Here is a 16,660-nt window from a genome sequence, read left to right on the forward strand (position 1 = left end):
GCGGACAGCGCCGACCGAGGGACGGGGTCGCAAGACCCGGTACGCCGCCCGCGGCGGTGGGCACGTCACCGGGCCTCGACACGCTCGCTGGCGCTCGCTGCTCGACCAGCGGGGCGCGGTCAGCCGGTGAGGTCGTCCAGGGCGACCCGCAGGTCCTCCCAGAGATCCTCGACGTCCTCGACGCCGACCGAGAGCCGCACGAGCGCGTCGGGGATGGTGGCCGGCTCCGACTTCCACCGGCGGCGCCGCTCGAAGGTCGACTCGACCCCGCCGAGCGAGGTCGCGTGGACCCACAGGCGTGTCTTGTGGGTGAGCAGGTCGGCGGCCATCGCACCCTGGGCCAGCACGATCGCGACGATGCCGCCGAAGCCGGGGTAGCGCACCTCCCCGACCGCGGGGTGCTCGCCGAGTCGGCGGGCCAGCTCCGCGGCGTTGGCCTGGGCGCGCTCGACCCGCAGGTGCAGCGTGCGCAGGCCGCGCAGCGCGAGGTAGGCCTCGAAGGTGCCCGGCACGGCGCCGATCAGGTCGCGGCGGCCCTTGAGCACGCCGTGGAGCTGGTCGTCGGCGGTGACGATCGCCCCCATGAGGACGTCGCTGTGGCCGGCGAGGTACTTGGTCACCGAGTGCACGACCAGGTCCGCCCCGTGCTCGAGCGGGCGCTGCAGCAGCGGGGTGGCGAAGGTGTTGTCGACCACGGCGTACGCCCCGGCCTCGTGCGCGGCCGCGATGATCGTGGGCAGGTCGGCCACCTCGAGGGCGGGGTTGGTGGGGGACTCCAGCCACACCAGCGCGGCGTCCTCGCAGGCCTTGACCATGGCGTCGGTGTCGGTGACGTCGACCAGCTCGGTGCGCAGCCGGCCCCGGGCCTCGAGGTCGGCCAGCTGGAGGATCGTGCCGTTGTAGCAGTTGCGCGGGGCGACGACGGTCGCGCCGTGGCCCACCAGGTCGAGCACGGTCGCGACCGCGGCGAGGCCCGAGGAGTACGCCAGCGCCCGGCCGCCCTCCAGCCCACCGAGGGCGGTCTCGAACGCCGCCCACGTCGGGTTGCCGTAGCGGCCGTACTCCCGGTCGCCGCCGGCGACGAACGTCGAGGCCGGGGTGATCGGCTCGTTGAGCGGCTGGTCGGGCTGGTGCGGCGGGCGTCCGAGGTGCACCGCGCGCGTGCCGGCGCCCATCGCCGCGAGGTGGTCGTCCAGGTCGGTCAGGTGGTCGGGCGCGTCCGCGGTCATGAGCCCAACCCTAGGTCGGTAGGGTCGAACGGTGATCCGCAAGCCTCGTGTCGCCGTCGTCTTCGGTGGCCGCTCCAGCGAGCACGCCATCTCGTGCGTGACCGCCGGCAGCGTCCTGGCCGCCATCGATCCCGAGCAGTACGACGTGGTGCCGATCGGCATCGCCCGCGACGGCCGCTGGGTGCTGGAGTCCGGCGAGACCGAGCGGCTGCGGATCGGGGCCGGCGACGGTGCCGACCGGATGCCGAGCGTGGACGGCGAGCGAGCCACGGTGAACCTCGCCCCGCACGTCAGCAGCACCGACCTGATCCTCGCCGAGGCCTCCCGGCCGCCGCGCAGCCTGGGTGAGGTCGACGTCGTCTTCCCGCTGCTCCACGGCCCCTGGGGCGAGGACGGCACGATCCAGGGGATGCTCGAGATGGCCGGTGTCCGGTACGTCGGCGCCGGGGTCCTCGCCTCCGCGATCGGGATGGACAAGGCCTACATGAAGGTCGTGCTGACCGCCGCCGGCCTGCCGGTGATGCCCAGCGTCGTGGTGACCGCGCGGGAGTGGTCGACCGACCCGCAGGCGTGCCGCGAGCGCTCCGCGGAGCTCGGCTACCCGCTCTTCGTCAAGCCCGCCCGCGGCGGCTCCAGCATCGGCATCTCCAAGGTCCACGACGCCTCGGGCCTCGACGCCGCCCTCGAGGAGGCCCTCGCCCACGACCCGAAGGTCCTCGTCGAGGTGTGCGCCACCGGCGCCCGCGAGATCGAGTGCGGCGTCCTGCAGGCGCTCGACGGGACGACCGAGACCAGCGTGCCGGCCGAGATCCGGATCACCGGCGACCACGAGTTCTACGACTTCGACGCCAAGTACCTCCCCGAGGAGGCCACCGAGCTCGACGTCCCGGCGGTCCTGCCGGCGGAGGTCGAGGCGCGGCTGCGCGAGCTGTCGGCCCGGGCGTTCGAGGCGATCGGCTGCGAGGGCCTCGCGCGGGTCGACTTCTTCGTCTTCCCCGATGGCTCCCTGGTCGTCAACGAGATCAACACGATGCCCGGCTTCACGCCGCTGTCGATGTTCCCCCGGATGTGGGCCGCCAGCGGGCTGGACTACCGCTCCCTGGTCGACCGGCTCATCCGGCTCGCGCTCGCGCGCGGAACCGGCCTGCGCTGACCCGCCTGCCTGTCCCCGAACGGCACGACGCCCCGCACCCGGAGCGGGTGCGGGGCGTCGTACGGCGCTGCGTGTGTTGCGTCCTCAGATGTGGACGACCGGACAGGTCAGGGTCCGGGTGATGCCCTCGAGGGTCTGCACCTTCGCGACCACGAGCTTGCCGAGCTCGTCGACGTTGCGGGCCTCCGCGCGGACGATGACGTCGTAGGGGCCCGTGACGTCCTCGGCGAGGGTGACACCCTTGACCTGAGCGATCTCGCGGGCGACCTCCGCCGCCTTGCCGACGTCGGTCTGGATCAGGATGTACGCCTGGACGACCATCGTGGTGCTCTCCCTGCTGCTGGACTGAGGTTCGGCGGTCAACCTACCCCGTGGTCAGCCCGGCCCGACAGTCCGGCGCGGGTCGGGCGTCTGGTGGGATGGGGTCATGGCTGCGACTGCTCCCTTCCCCGCTGGTGCGACCCTGGCCGACGTCGGGGAGTTCGGGCTGATCGCCGAGCTCACCCGGCTCTTCGAGCAGGGGGAGCAGGTGCTGGTCGGGCCGGGTGACGACGCGGCCGTGCTCCGGGTGCGCACCGGGCACGTCGTCGTCTCCACCGACCTGATGGTCGAGGGCCGGCACTTCCGCCGGGACTGGGCCTCGGCCGAGGACGTCGGCCACCGCGCGGCCGCGCAGAACCTCTCCGACATCAACGCGATGGGCGGCCGGGCCACCTCGCTGACCGTCGGCCTGGCCGCCCCGGCCGAGCTCGAGGCGCAGTGGGCGCTGGACTTCGCCCGCGGCTTCGCCGAGGAGTGCGCGCTGGTCGGGGCGAGCGTCGTCGGCGGGGACGTCACCCGCGCCGACCAGGTGGTCATCGCCGTCACCGTGCTCGGCGCGTGCACGGTCGCCCCGGTCCTGCGCTCCGGGGCGCGGCCCGGCGACGTGCTCGCGCTGCAGGGACGCCAGGGCTGGGCGGCCGGCGGCCTGGCGGTCCTCGGCCGCGGCTTCCGCTCCCCGCGCGTGCTCGTCGAGGCCTACCGCCGACCCACCCCGCCGTACGACGCCGGGCTGGTCGCCGCCGAGGCCGGCGCGACCTCGATGATCGACGTCTCCGACGGCCTGCTCGCCGAGGCCGGCCACCTCGCCGGGGCCTCGGGCGTGCGGATCGACGTGCGCCGGGGCGCCTTCGAGGTGGCCGAGCCGCTCCACGCCGTCGGCGCGGCGCTCGGGGCCGACCCGCTCGGGTTCATCCTCGGCGGCGGCGACGACCACGCCCTGCTCGCCACCTTCGACCCCGCCGACGTCCCGGCCGGCTGGGCGGTCGTGGGGGAGGTGCTCGAGGCCGCCGAGGAGACCATCGGCACGGTCACCGTCGACGGCTCGGCCTACGAGGGCCCCACCGGCTGGACCCACTTCTGAACCCGGGCCGTGCCCGGCAGCCGCATGCAACGCGCGGTAGACAGTCGAACTGTGCGGCAGATCGTCGGACAGCGCGTGACAACGAGCGCACGCGCTCGCCGGCGGGCGAACCTCGACAAATGCAGGAAGCCGCCACCCCACAGGGGTGACGGCCTCCGAGGAGATCGACTCGCGTCAGCGAGTGACCTTGCCGGCCTTCAGGCAGCCGGTGCAGACGTTGAGCCGCTTGGGCGTGCCGTTGATGGTCGCGCGAACCCGCTGGATGTTGGGGTCGAAACGACGCTTCGTGATCTTGCGCGACCACGGCCGGTTGTTGCCGAAGCCAGGCTTCTTGGCGCAGATGTCGCAGACGGCAGCCACCGTGAACTCCTGATGATCGATTGCGTGTGAGGGGCCCGCAGGGCGGGCAACCGGAACAGAATATCGGAGACCCGGGTCCGCCGGGAAATCGCGGCCGAGGCCATACCCTGTCCCCTCATCATCCCCGCGGGGACCGCTCACGACCAATCCGAGGACGCAGATGGAGGAAGTGCCGGGCGGCGGCGCGATCTCGCTGGCCGTGGTGCTGCGTTTCGTCGACATCGCCGTCGAGGCGTTGGCCGAGGCGCGCGAGGAGGTCGACGCCCTCAACGTCTACCCCGTGCCGGACGGCGACACCGGCACCAACATGTGGCTCACGGTCTCCGCCGCACGCGACGCGGTGCGCGAGGCGACCGGCGGCGGCGACCCGGAGGCCGACCTCGACGTCGCGCTCGCGGCGCTCGCCCGCGGCGCGCTGCTGGGCGCGCGCGGCAACTCCGGGGTGATCTTCAGCGAGATGCTCGGCGCGATCGCGCGGCGGATCGCGGCCAGCGGCCCCGGGGAGCGCACGGCGAGCGTCATGGCCGACGCGCTGCGCCAGGCCAGCGACGCGGCGTACGCCGCCGTGGGGGAGCCCGTCGAGGGCACCATGCTCACCGTCGGCCGCGCCGCCGCCGAGGCCGCCATCGAGCGCGCGAGCCAGCCGGACACGAGAGCCCGCGACGTCTTCGCCACCGCCGCCGAGGCCGCCCGCACCGCCCTGGCGCGTACGCCGGAGCAGCTCGCCGTGCTGCGCGACGCCGGTGTCGTCGATGCCGGCGGCCGCGGGCTCAGCGTCGTCCTCGACGCGGCCGAGACGGTGCTGACCGGCCGGCGGCCGGTCCCGGTCACCGCGCCCCTGGGCCGCCACGTGATCCCGCAGCCGGCGACGGTGCGCCACGAGCTGTCCCCGGACGGGCCGTCGTATGAGGTGATGTACCTCCTCGACGCCGACGACGACCGGATCCCGCCGCTGCGCAAGGCGCTGGCCGATCTCGGCGACTCGCTGGTGGTCGTCGGTGGCGAGGGCCTGTGGAACGTCCACGTGCACGTCGACGACGTCGGCGCCGCCATCGAGGCCGGCATCGAGGCCGGGCGGCCCCACCGGGTCCGGGTGACCCACTTCGCCGAGCAGGTCGCCGAGGTGCGCCGCCGCACCCCCGACCGCGCGGGGCGCCGCGTCGTGGCCGTCGCCGCGGGGCCGGGCCTGGCCCGGCTGTTCGAGGAGGCCGGCGCGGTCGTCGTCCGCGGCGGCCCGGGCCGCCGGCCGAGCACCGGTGAGCTGCTCGAGGCGATCACCTCCTGCGGCGCCTCCGAGGTCGTCGTCCTGCCCAACGACCACGACTCGGTCCGCGTCGCGCAGGTCGCGGCGAGCACCGCCGAGAACGACGCGCAGGAGGGGCTGCGGGTGGCGGTCATCCCCACGGCCGCGCAGGTCTCCGGCTTGGCCGCGCTCGCGGTCCACGAGCCCGGCCGCTCCTTCGACCAGGACGTCCTGGAGATGACCGCCACCGCCCGGCACGCCCGCCAGGGCGCGGTGACGGTGGCGGCCCGGCGCGCGATGACGATGGCCGGCCCGTGCGAGGTGGGCGACGTGCTCGGCGTCGTCGCGGGCGACTTCGTCGTCGTCGGAGACGACCAGCTCACGGTCGCCACGCAGGTGCTCGAGCGCCTCCTCGGCGGTGGCGGCGAACTGGTGACGATCGTGGCCGGGGCCGAGGATCCCGAGGGCGCGCTGGCGACCCGCTGCGCCGGCTGGGTGGAGGAGCGCTACCCGGCTGTCGACGTCGTCGTGTACGACGGTGGTCAGGAGCGCTACCCGCTGCTGGTCTCGGTGGAGTGAGCGCACGGGTGAGGGGAGCAGCAACCGCGTGATCACCGTCGACACCCCGGTCGCCGCCGTGCTCGGCGACCAGAAGACCAAGCGCGCCAAGATCGAGGAGAAGCTCGGCATCCGCACCGTGGGGGATCTGCTGCACCACTTCCCGCGCCGGTACGTCGAGACCAAGGAGCTGACCAAGGTCGACGACCTGCGGCCCGGCGAGATCGTCACGGTCGTCGGGCAGGTCGTCTCCGCCGACGTGCGCACCTACAACGACCGGCGCACCGGCCGTCCGGCGTACCGCCTCGACGTCGTGCTGACCACCGACGGCCCGCGCCTGCGGATGTCGTTCTTCGCCAAGGGCCGCCACGTCGCGGAGTGGAACCAGCGCCGCCTCGCGGTCGGCCGCCGCGGGCTGTTCGTCGGAGGGGTCAACGCCTTCCGGGGGGAGTGGCAGCTGACCAACCCCAAGATGGTGCTCTTCGGCCCCGGCCCCGAGGGCGGCCCCGGCGGTCCCCGCGACGCCGCGGACCCGGAGGCCGAGCTCGACGCGCTGGGCGCGCTCTACCCGATCTACCCCCTCACCGGCGGCGTGGAGTCGTGGGACCTCCAGCGCGCGATCACCTTCGCCCGCAGCGTCGTCGACGACGTGCCCGAGGTGCTGCCGGCCGAGGTGCGCGAGGAGCACGGGCTGCTGCCGGCGCGCACCGCCCTGGACTGGGTGCACGCCCCCGACGACCGGACCCAGGTCGGGGCGGCGCTCAAGCGCTACCGCTTCGAGGAGGCGCTGGTCACCCAGCTGGTGCTCGCCCGGCGACGCCGGGCGCTGCGCGCGGTCGGCGCCCAGGCCCGCACCGGCGGCGACGGCGCCCTGCTGGCGGCCTTCGACGCCCGGCTGCCCTTCGAGCTGACCGGCGGCCAGCGCGAGGTGGGGGAGGAGATCGAGCGCGACCTCGCCGAGCCGCACCCGATGAACCGGCTGCTCCAGGGCGAGGTCGGCTCGGGCAAGACCCTCGTCGCGCTGCGCGCCATGCTCCGCGTCGTCGACACCGGCGGGCAGGCGGCCCTGCTCGCGCCCACCGAGGTGCTCGCCCAGCAGCACCACCGCTCGATCACCGCGATGCTCGGCGACCTCGCCGCCGGCGGGATGCTCGGCGGCGCCCCCGAGGCGACCTGCGTGGAGCTGCTCACCGGCTCGATGACCAAGGCCCAGCGCACCGAGCCGCTGCTGCGGATCGCCACCGGCGAGGCCGGCATCGTCATCGGCACCCACGCGCTGCTGGAGGAGAACGTCAGCTTCTTCGACCTCGGCCTGGTCGTCGTCGACGAGCAGCACCGCTTCGGCGTCGAGCAGCGGGCCGCGCTGACCGACAAGGCCGGCACGCCCCCGCACGTCCTGGTGATGACCGCGACCCCGATCCCGCGGACGGTCGCGATGACCGTCTTCGGTGACCTGGAGACCTCCACGCTCGCCGAGCTGCCCGCCGGGCGCGCCCCGATCCAGACGAACGTCGTGCCGGTCGCCGAGCACCCCGGCTGGATCGGGCGGGTCTGGGAGCGCGTGCGCGAGGAGGTGGCGGCCGGGCACCAGGCGTACGTCGTGTGCCCGCGCATCGCGGGCGACGAGCTCGAGCAGGGCGGCGAGGACGCGCCGCTCGACGAGGACTCCGCGGCGACCGGGGACGCGAAGACCGCCGACCGCGCGGCCCGCACGGGCCCGCCGCTGGCGGCCGTCGAGGAGGTCGTGGCCGAGCTGGCCGACGGCCCCCTGGCGGGGCTGCGGGTCAGCGCCCTGCACGGCCGGATGGGGGCCGAGGACAAGGAGCGCACCATGCGCGCCTTCGCCGCCGGCGAGATCGACGTCCTGGTCTCCACGACCGTCATCGAGGTCGGCGTCGACGTCGCCAACGCGACCGCCATGGTGCTCCTCGACGCCGACCGGTTCGGCGTCTCCCAGCTCCACCAGCTGCGCGGCCGCGTGGGCCGCGGCGGCCTGCCCGGCCTGTGCCTGCTCGTCTCGCGGGCCGAGGCCGGCACGCCCGCGCGCCAGCGCCTCGACGCGGTCGCCTCGACCAGCGACGGGTTCGAGCTGAGCCGCGTCGACCTCGAGCAGCGCCGGGAGGGCGACGTGCTCGGGACGAGCCAGTCCGGCTTCCGCTCCAGCCTGCAGAACCTCCGGGTCCTGCGGGACGAGAAGACCATCGTCGCCGCCCGGCGCACGGCCGAGGCGCTGCTGGACCGCGACCCGGACCTCGCCTCGGCCCCGGAGCTGGCGGCCGCCGTGCGCGAGATGGAGCTCTCCGCCGGCGAGTTCATCGAGAAGTCGTGAGGACGTCGTGACCAGGATCATCGGGGGCTCGGCCGGCGGCCGGCGCATCGCCGTGCCGCGCGGGTCGGCGACCCGCCCCACCAGCGACCGGGTGCGCGAGGCGCTGTTCTCGGCGGTGGAGTCGTGGTGCGGCTCGCTGCAGGGCCTGCGCTTCCTCGACCTGTACGCCGGCTCCGGCGCGGTCGGGCTCGAGGCCTGGTCGCGGGGGGCCGGCGTGGTGACCCTCGTCGAGCAGGACCGGCGCACCGCGGCGCTGGTGCGCGAGAACGCCCGCACGCTCGGCTTCGCCCGCGCCGACGTCGTGGCGGCCTCGGTCGGCACGACGCTGCTGCGGCACCCGGCCGCGCCGTACGACGTGGTCTTCAGCGACCCGCCGTACCCCCTCGACGAGCCGAGCCTGGCCCGCGACCTCGCCGCGCTGGTCGAGCACGGCTGGCTGGTGCCCGACGCGCTGGTCGTCGTCGAGCGCTCCGTCCGCAGCCCCGAGCCCACCTGGCCGCCGGGCCTCGAGCCGGTCCGGGAGCGGCGCTACGGCGAGACGGTGCTCTGGTACGGTCGCGCCGCCCACGCCACGGACGAGGAGTCCATCGACGACTAGAGCGGAGCCCCACGTGCGCCGAGCCGTCTGCCCGGGGTCCTTCGACCCCGTCACCCGCGGCCACCTCGACATCATCGGCCGGGCCGCCGCCCTCTTCGACGAGGTCGTCGTCGCCGTCGGGGTCAACGCCTCCAAGCGCCGGCTCTTCGAGCCCGAGGAGCGCCTCGCGATGCTCGAGCAGGCGTGCGCGGAGTGGGACAACGTGCGCGTCGACGGCTTCACCGGCCTGCTCACCGACTACTGCGCGGAGAACGACGTGGTCGCGATCGTCAAGGGCCTGCGCGGCCCCGGCGACTTCGAGTACGAGCTGCCGATGGCCCACATGAACGTCTCGCTCACCGGGGTGGAGACCGTCTTCGTGCCGACCAGCCCGCAGTGGTCGTTCGTCTCCAGCAGCCTGGTCAAGGAGGTCGCGTCCTTCGGCGGCGACGTCTCGCCGTTCGTCCCGGGCTTCGTCCTCGAGCGCCTCACCGCGCGGGTGGAGGAGCGACGTGCCGGTGGCGCCTGACCTGCGTTTTGTCCGATCGGCCGCACGGCGGTTAGTCTTCTCGCTGATCTGTACGTGCCCGGACCCGGAAGTGATCATCTGAACCGCCTGGACCCGAGAGCGCCGCTCGTGCTCGACACCCGCGAGCTCGGCCGCCGCCCGGGGTCCCAGCGACAGGTGACGCGGACGGTGCCGGCACCGCCAGATCTGGGCATCGAAGTCCTCAAGGTCCCCGAGGGGTCGCCGGTCGAGATCGACCTGCGCCTCGAGGCGGTCATGGAGGGCGTGCTGGTGACGGGCACGGCGCGAGCCGTGCTCGAGGGCGAGTGCGCACGGTGCCTGGAACCGATCGAGGAGGACTCCGAGGTCACGTTCCAGGAGCTGTTCGTCTACGACGACCCGGCTCACCAGGGCGACCCCGACGAGGACGACGAGGTCAGCAAGCTCGAGGACGACCTGCTCGACCTCGAGCCACTGCTGCGGGACGCGGTGGTGCTCGCACTGCCGTTCCAGCCCTTGTGCGAGGACGACTGTCCCGGCCTGTGCACCGAGTGCGGTGCACGCCTGGCCGAGGACCCGGACCACTCGCACGAGGAGCCGGTCGACCCGCGGTGGGCGGGCCTCGCGGCCCTGAAGCAGGATGATCCCAGCAGCACTTCGCAGGACTGACCGGTCCCGCGAGCACCAAGCCAGGAACGGCCGGCACCACCGGTCCAGAACGAGGAGAGAACAGTGGCAGTCCCGAAGCGGAAGATGTCGCGCAGCAACACGCGTCACCGTCGGTCGGCCTGGAAGGCCGTCGCGCCCACCCTGGTGACCTGCGCGAACCCCGCCTGTGGTGCCAAGCACCTCCCGCACCGTGCGTGCGGCGCGTGCGGTCAGTACGGCGCTCGCGCCGACCGTCGTCAGGTCATCTGAGACCGGTCCACTGACCAACTACGTCGAGCTGCGCGAGGCGCTCGGGGACCCGGAGCTGGACCCCGAGCTGCTCGAGCGTGCGCTCACGCACCGTTCCTACGCGTACGAGAACGGCGGCCTGCCGACCAACGAGCGCCTGGAGTTCCTGGGTGACTCGGTGCTCGGCGTCGTCGTGACCGAGACGCTCTACACGACCCACCCCGACCTCTCCGAGGGTCGGCTGGCCAAGCTCCGCGCAGCGGTCGTCAACGCCCGCGCGCTGGCCGAGGTGGGTCGGGCCATCGGCCTGGGCGACCACGTGAAGCTCGGTCGTGGCGAGGAGTCGACGGGGGGTCGGGGCAAGGCCTCGATCCTCTCCGACACCGTCGAGGCGGTCATCGGGGCCGTCCACCTCTCCGGTGGCGGCTTCGAGACCTCCGCGCGCGTGGTCCACCGGCTCTTCGACCCGCTCATCGAGGCCGCCTCGGCCATGGGCGCGGGCCTGGACTGGAAGACCTCGCTCCAGGAGCTCGCTGCCGAGCACGCCCTCGGCGTGCCCGAGTACGTCATCGAGGACGAGGGCCCCGACCACCAGAAGACCTTCACCGCGCAGGTCCGGGTCGGCGACAAGCTCTACGGCAACGGCGTGGGCCGCTCCAAGAAGGAGGCCGAGCAGGCCGCCGCGGAGACCGCCTACGGCGAGATCGCCGACGCGCTCGGGGTCACCGACCCCGCCGCCGCCGCGGCCACCAGCACCGCCGGGACCGCTGGCGGGGCCTCTGCCGGAAGTTCTGCCGGAAGTTCTGCCGGCACCTCGCAGCCGGGCTGAGCCCGTGCCGGAGCTGCCCGAGGTCGAGGTCGTCCGCGCCGGCCTCGAGCGCCACGTGCTCGGCGCGGCCATCACCCGCGTCGACGTCCTCCACCCGCGCCCGGTCCGCCGCGACCCCCGCGGGCCCGAGGGCTTCGCCGCGGCGCTCGTCGGCCGGCGGATCGTCGGCGCCCGCCGGCGCGGCAAGTACCTCTGGCTGCCGCTGGACGACGGCGACGCGCTGATGGCGCACCTCGGCATGAGCGGTCAGCTGCTCGTGCAGCGCCCCGACGCCCCGGCCGAGCGGCACCTGCGGGTGCGGCTCGCCCTCGACGGCGCCGACGAGGGCCGCGAGCTGCGCTTCGTCGACCAGCGGATGTTCGGCGGCCTCTCGGTCTCGGCCGGCGGCGCGGACCTGCCGCCGGAGATCGCGCACATCGCCCGCGACCCGCTCGACGAGCAGTTCGACGCCGCCGACGTCGTACGTCGCGTGCGCCGGCGCACCTCGGGCATCAAGCGGCTGCTGCTGGACCAGAACCTCGTCTCGGGCGTCGGCAACATCTACGCCGACGAGGCCCTGTGGCGCGCCCGGCTCCACGGCGAGCGGCCGGGGGACCGGCTCAGCGCCACCCAGGTGCGCGAGCTGCTCGGCCACGTCCACGACGTGATGACCGACGCGCTCGCGCAGGGCGGCACCTCCTTCGACGCGCTCTACGTCAACGTCAACGGCGAGTCCGGCTACTTCGACCGCTCGCTGCACGCCTACGGGCGCGAGGGGGAGCCGTGCGACCGGTGCGGCACGCCGATCCGCCGGGTGCCGTTCATGAACCGCTCGTCGTACTTCTGCCCCACCTGCCAGCCGGCCCCACGGCGCCGCCGGCAGGTGCCCGCCGGCCGCCCGCCCGTGGTGCCCGTCCCGGATTGACGCATCCCGCGCCCGGGTGGGACTCTTGAAGACGGTCCCGCCCGCGTGCGGACCCCCGCGCCGGCCCTCCACGGCCGCCCCGGTCCGGCATCCGGACCACCCCCCGGCACGTCCACCCCGAACCCGAAGGAACACCCCATGGCCAAGGCGCTGATCGGCTACCTGGACAGCGACCTGCGTGACCCCCGCCTCGCCTCGGACAACGCCCGTCTCCGCGCCCGCGTGCGCGAGCTCGAGGCGCTGGTGCTGCGCCTGAGCGAGGAGAACGACCGGCTCGTGGCCACCCGCGCCGCCGAGATCCTCGACCGCGAGCCGGGCCTGCAGGAGATGCAGCCGGCCTGACCAGGTCGCGACCGACGGGCCCGACCCCGGCCGGGCCCGCGTCCCCGCACGCCCGGTGACCCCCGATGACTCCCGGTGACCCCCGGTGACCCCCGGGGACCCCCGGGGACCCCCGGTGACGTCGCCCGGTGCCGGTCGCCACGCCGCGTCGTACACACCGCGTCGTACACGCCGCCGCGCCGCTCACCGGCGGCACGGGCCCCCGAGCGGTACCCTGTGGCCGCTGAGCGTCCCCCGGTGCAGCCACCGCCGCCCCGAGTCAGCGCCGACGACCGACCGGTGTAGGGAGCCCCGTTGTACCTGAAGAGCCTGACTCTCAAGGGGTTCAAGTCCTTCGCGTCCTCGACGACGCTCCAGCTCGAGCCGGGCATCACCTGCATCGTCGGCCCCAACGGCTCGGGGAAGTCCAACGTCGTCGACGCCCTGGCCTGGGTGATGGGCGAGGCCAGCGCCAAGTCCCTGCGCGGCGGGAAGATGGACGACGTCATCTTCGCCGGCACCTCCGGCCGCCCGCCGCTGGGCCGCGCGGAGGTCGTGCTCACCATCGACAACTCCGACGGCGCGCTGCCGATCGAGTACGCCGAGGTCACGATCAGCCGCACGATGTTCCGCTCCGGGGGCTCGGAGTACGCCATCAACGGCAGCACCTGCCGCCTCCTCGACGTCCAGGAGCTGCTCTCCGACTCCGGCATCGGCCGCGAGATGCACGTCATCGTCGGGCAGGGCCAGCTCGACCAGATCCTGCACGCCACCCCCGAGGACCGGCGCGGCTTCATCGAGGAGGCGGCCGGCGTCCTCAAGCACCGCAAGCGCAAGGAGAAGGCGCTGCGGAAGCTCGACGCGACCGAGGGCAACCTCCACCGGCTGGGCGACCTGATCGGGGAGATCCGGCGCCAGCTCAAGCCGCTGGGCCGCCAGGCCGAGGTCGCCCGCCGGGCCCAGACCGTCCAGGCCGACGTCCGCGACGCCCGCGCCCGGTTGCTCGCCGACGACCTGGTCACCGCCCGCACCGCCCTGGAGCAGGAGCTCGCCGACGAGTCGGTGATCCTCCAACGGCGCGAGCAGGTCGAGGCGGCCGTCGCGGCCGCCCGGGAGACCGAGGCCTCGCTCGAGGCGGCGCTGCGCGAGGACCTGCCGGCGCTCGCGGCCGCGCAGGAGACCTGGTTCGCGCTGTCCGGCCTGCGCGAGCGGCTGCGCGGGACCCAGTCCTTGGCCGCGGAGCGCAAGCGAAACGCCGCCGGCACCGCCGAGACCGAGCACCGCGGCGGCCGCGACCCCGAGGAGCTCGAGGCCGAGGCCGAGCGGATGCGGGAGACCGAGCAGCGCACCGCCGCCGAGGTCGACCGGCACCGCACCGCGCTGGAGGAGGCCGTCGCCGCCCGCCGGGCCGCCGAGGACGCCGCGGCCGAGGAGGACCGCCGGATCGCCGCGGTCCAGCGGGCCGCCGCCGACCGGCGCGAGGGGCTCGCCCGCCTCCACGGCCAGGTCAACGCCCTGCGCTCCCGCGCCACCGCCGCCGACGAGGAGGTCGGCCGGCTCGGCGCCGCCCGCGAGGAGGCGCTCGCCCGCGCCGACCGGGCCCAGCGCGACTTCACCGCCCTGGAGACCCGGGTCGCCGGCCTCGACGCGGGGGAGGAGGGCCTCGACGCCGAGCACGAGGCGGCCACCGCCCTGCTCGACGACGTCGAGGAGCGGCTCGCCAAGGTCCGCGACGCCGCCCAGCAGGCCGACCGCGACCGCTCGGCCCTCGCCGCCCGCAAGGACGCCCTCGAGCTCGGCCTGGACCGCAAGGACGGCGCGGCCGCGCTGCTGGCCGCCGCCGACACGCTCCCCGGTCTGCGCGGGGCGATCGCGACGCTGGTCACCGTGCGCAGCGGCTACGAGACCGCGGTCGCCGCGGCGCTCGGCCAGGCGGCCGACGCGGTCGCGGTCGCCGACGCGGACGCCGCCGTCGAGGCGATCACCCACCTCAAGAGTGAGGACCTCGGCCGCGCCGGCCTGGTGCTCGGCAGCCCGGGGGACCTCGCGCCCGCGGAGCGGCCCGCCCTGCCGGGCCACGCGACGTACGCCGTGGACGTGGTGGAGTGCCCCGACGAGCTGCGCCCGGCGCTGGCCCGCCTGCTCGACCGCGTGGCGGTGGTCGACGACCTCGACGCCGCCCGCGCGCTGGTCGACCAGCTGCCCGAGGTGACCGCCGTGACCCGCGATGGCGACGTGCTCGCCACCTACGCGGCCGCCGGCGGCTCCACGAGCCGGCCGAGCCTGATCGAGGTGCAGGCCGCGGTCGACGAGGCGGCCGCCCGGCTCGCGGAGGTCACCGCGGCGGGGGAGCGGCTCTCCTTCGACATCTCCCGGCTCGAGGCCGAGCGGCTGGAGGCGCAGAAGCGCGCCGACGTCGCGATGGCCAAGCTGCACGAGTCCGACGCGACGCTGGCCGCCGTCGCCGAGGAGCTGGGGCAGTACGGCTCGCAGGCCCGCGCCGCCCGCGGCGAGGCCGAGCGGCTCACCCAGGCCATCGCGCGCGCCGAGGAGGCGCGCGAGCAGGCGGTCGCCGGGCTGGCCGACCTCGAGGCTCGGCTGGCGACGGCCGAGGACGCGCCGGAGGAGGAGCCCGACACCGGCGAGCGCGAGCGGCTGGTCGCCGCCGCCCGCGACGCCCGGCAGGGCGAGATGGACGCCCGGCTCGCGCTGCGCACCTCCGAGGAGCGGGCCCGCGCCCTGCACGGGCGCGCGGACGGGCTGCTGCGCGCCGCGCGCGCCGAGCGCGAGGCCCGGGCGAAGGCCGCCCAGCGCCGCGAGCGGCTGCTGCGTGAGGGCCGGGCCGCCGAGGCGGTCGGCACGGCCGTGGCCCACGTGCTCACCCGGCTGGAGGTCTCGGTGACCCGGGCGGCCGAGGCCCGCGCGGCCGTCGAGCAGGCCCGGGCCGGTCGTGAGCAGCAGCTGCGCGAGGTCCGCACCCGCCTGCGCGACCTGGGCCGCGAGCACGACGAGCTGGTCAGCTCCGCCCACCGCGACGAGCTCGCCCGCGCCCAGCAGCGGATGCGGATCGAGCAGCTCGAGCAGCGCTCGATCGAGGAGCTGGGTCTCGCCCCCGACGTCCTGGTCACCGACTACGGCCCCGACCGCCCGGTGCCGGTGGCGCCCGCGCCGGACGCGGCCGAGGACGACCCCGCGCCGGAGCCGGTGCCCTACGTCCGCACCGAGCAGGAGAAGCGGCTCCGCGCCGCCGAGCGGGCGCTGGCCACGCTGGGCCGGGTCAACCCGCTGGCGCTGGAGGAGTTCTCGGCGATGGAGGAGCGGCACCGCTTCCTCACCGAGCAGCTCGAGGACCTGCGCAAGACCCGCAAGGACCTCCTCGACATCGTGCGCGAGGTCGACGCCCGCGTCGAGCAGGTCTTCGCCGAGGCGTACGCCGACGTCGAGCGCGCCTTCGACGCGACGTTCGCCCGGCTCTTCCCCGGCGGGGAGGGCCGGCTCGTGCTGACCGACCCCGGGGACATGCTGACGACGGGCATCGAGGTGGAGGCCCGCCCGGCGGGCAAGAAGGTCAAGCGGCTCTCGCTGCTCTCCGGTGGCGAGCGGTCGCTGGTCGCGGTGTGCTTCCTGGTCTCGCTGTTCAAGGCTCGGCCCTCGCCGTTCTACATCCTCGACGAGGTCGAGGCGGCGCTCGACGACACCAACCTCGGGCGGCTGCTCGAGATCTACGAGGAGCTGCGGGAGAGCTCTCAGCTGCTCGTCATCACCCACCAGAAGCGGACGATGGAGGTCGGGGACGCGTTGTACGGCGTGACGATGCGAGGAGACGGCGTCTCGGCCGTCATCAGCCAGCGGCTGCGCGAGCCGGAGCCGGCATGACCGACCGCACCCGCCCGACCCGGGCCGACTACGTCGCGTGGCGCACCATCACCACCCGGTGGCGTGACGACGACGCCTACGGCCACCTCAACAACGCGACGTACTACGAGATGTTCGACACCGCGGTCAACGCCCACCTCTACGAGGCGACCGGGCTCGACATCAGGAAGCTGCCGCAGATCGGCATCGTGGCCGAGACCGGCTGCCGGTACTTCCGCGAGATCGGCTTCCCCGCCCCGGTCGAGGCCGGCCTGGTCTGCGAGAAGGTCGGCACCTCCTCGGTGGTCTACCGGATCGGGCTGTTCCAGGGCGACCCGGAGCGTGAGGGGGCGGAGGCCGCGGCCGAGGGCCGGTTCGTGCACGTGTACGTCGACGACACCGATCCCGCCCGCCCGGTCACCCCGATGCCGGACGTGATCCGCGCCGCTGTGACGCCCCTCCTGCGCTGACCCGGAGGTCTGTCACACCCGCCAC

At 74.7% G+C, this 16,660-nt stretch carries 16 protein-coding genes; 13 read left to right on the forward strand and 3 right to left on the reverse strand.

From position 1 onward, the window contains the following. Positions 1-119: 119 nt before the first annotated feature. Complete coding sequence (locus tag HPC71_RS06965) at positions 120-1,175, reverse strand: trans-sulfuration enzyme family protein (RefSeq protein WP_154615124.1); 1,056 nt, start codon at positions 1,173-1,175, stop codon at positions 120-122. Between the two features lie 85 nt (positions 1,176-1,260). Here HPC71_RS06965 and HPC71_RS06970 point away from each other — a divergent pair, with 85 nt between their 5' ends. Further along, complete coding sequence (locus HPC71_RS06970) at positions 1,261-2,382, forward strand: D-alanine--D-alanine ligase family protein (RefSeq protein ID WP_171896383.1); 1,122 nt, start codon at positions 1,261-1,263, stop codon at positions 2,380-2,382. Between the two features lie 84 nt (positions 2,383-2,466). On the opposite strand, the gene HPC71_RS06975 is transcribed toward HPC71_RS06970, so the two are convergent. Then, on the reverse strand, positions 2,467-2,703 hold the full coding sequence (locus tag HPC71_RS06975; protein WP_154615125.1) for an Lrp/AsnC family transcriptional regulator: 237 nt from the start codon (positions 2,701-2,703) through the stop codon (positions 2,467-2,469). A gap of 106 nt (positions 2,704-2,809) precedes the next feature. Here HPC71_RS06975 and HPC71_RS06980 point away from each other — a divergent pair, with 106 nt between their 5' ends. Further along, positions 2,810-3,784, forward strand: coding sequence for a thiamine-phosphate kinase (locus HPC71_RS06980; RefSeq protein ID WP_154615009.1), 975 nt, complete (start codon positions 2,810-2,812; stop codon positions 3,782-3,784). Positions 3,785-3,958: 174 nt separating this feature from the next. Here the strand turns inward: HPC71_RS06980 and rpmB are convergent, their stop codons facing one another. After that, entirely contained in the window at positions 3,959-4,144 is a 186-nt protein-coding gene (gene rpmB, locus HPC71_RS06985) for a 50S ribosomal protein L28 (protein ID WP_171896385.1), read from the reverse strand. Between the two features lie 160 nt (positions 4,145-4,304). Between rpmB and HPC71_RS06990 the strand changes: the two genes are divergently transcribed. The 11 genes from HPC71_RS06990 to HPC71_RS07040 all read left to right on the forward strand — a co-directional run bounded on the left by HPC71_RS06990 (position 4,305) and on the right by HPC71_RS07040 (position 16,635). Beyond that, the gene (locus HPC71_RS06990; protein ID WP_154615010.1) at positions 4,305-5,966 is read left to right on the forward strand and encodes a DAK2 domain-containing protein; all 1,662 of its coding nucleotides are present in this window, start codon (positions 4,305-4,307) and stop codon (positions 5,964-5,966) included. 28 nt (positions 5,967-5,994) lie between these two features. Further along, positions 5,995-8,274: an ATP-dependent DNA helicase RecG gene (locus tag HPC71_RS06995; RefSeq protein WP_171896387.1), complete on the forward strand. Its 2,280-nt coding sequence runs from the start codon at positions 5,995-5,997 to the stop codon at positions 8,272-8,274. Positions 8,275-8,281: 7 nt separating this feature from the next. Continuing rightward, positions 8,282-8,872, forward strand: a complete 591-nt coding sequence (gene rsmD, locus HPC71_RS07000) for a 16S rRNA (guanine(966)-N(2))-methyltransferase RsmD (protein ID WP_171896389.1) — start codon at positions 8,282-8,284, stop codon at positions 8,870-8,872. A gap of 13 nt (positions 8,873-8,885) precedes the next feature. Next, a complete protein-coding gene (gene coaD, locus HPC71_RS07005; RefSeq protein WP_171896391.1) occupies positions 8,886-9,380 on the forward strand; it encodes a pantetheine-phosphate adenylyltransferase in 495 nt (164 codons plus the stop codon). Positions 9,381-9,488: 108 nt separating this feature from the next. Next, entirely contained in the window at positions 9,489-10,028 is a 540-nt protein-coding gene (locus tag HPC71_RS07010) for a YceD family protein (RefSeq protein WP_253943933.1), read from the forward strand. A 63-nt stretch (positions 10,029-10,091) separates the two neighbouring features. Beyond that, complete coding sequence (gene rpmF / locus HPC71_RS07015; RefSeq protein ID WP_171896392.1) at positions 10,092-10,277, forward strand: 50S ribosomal protein L32; 186 nt, start codon at positions 10,092-10,094, stop codon at positions 10,275-10,277. Then, positions 10,198-11,085, forward strand: coding sequence for a ribonuclease III (gene rnc / locus HPC71_RS07020; RefSeq protein WP_171896394.1), 888 nt, complete (start codon positions 10,198-10,200; stop codon positions 11,083-11,085). Before rpmF ends, rnc begins: the two co-directional genes overlap by 80 nt. A 4-nt stretch (positions 11,086-11,089) precedes the next feature. Beyond that, positions 11,090-11,989 carry a bifunctional DNA-formamidopyrimidine glycosylase/DNA-(apurinic or apyrimidinic site) lyase gene (mutM, locus tag HPC71_RS07025; RefSeq protein ID WP_171896396.1) on the forward strand — a complete coding sequence of 300 codons (900 nt, stop codon included), beginning with the start codon at positions 11,090-11,092 and terminating at the stop codon, positions 11,987-11,989. Between the two features lie 138 nt (positions 11,990-12,127). Beyond that, the gene (locus tag HPC71_RS07030) at positions 12,128-12,331 is read left to right on the forward strand and encodes a hypothetical protein (protein ID WP_154615012.1); all 204 of its coding nucleotides are present in this window, start codon (positions 12,128-12,130) and stop codon (positions 12,329-12,331) included. A 294-nt stretch (positions 12,332-12,625) separates the two neighbouring features. After that, on the forward strand, positions 12,626-16,186 hold the full coding sequence (gene smc, locus HPC71_RS07035) for a chromosome segregation protein SMC (RefSeq protein ID WP_154615013.1): 3,561 nt from the start codon (positions 12,626-12,628) through the stop codon (positions 16,184-16,186). Further along, entirely contained in the window at positions 16,183-16,635 is a 453-nt protein-coding gene (locus HPC71_RS07040) for an acyl-CoA thioesterase (protein WP_154612092.1), read from the forward strand. The genes smc and HPC71_RS07040 overlap by 4 nt, the downstream gene beginning before the upstream one ends. Positions 16,636-16,660 lie beyond the last annotated feature (25 nt).

Source organism: Nocardioides marmotae, from assembly GCF_013177455.1.
Taxonomy (GTDB): Bacteria; Actinomycetota; Actinomycetes; order Propionibacteriales; family Nocardioidaceae; genus Nocardioides; species Nocardioides marmotae.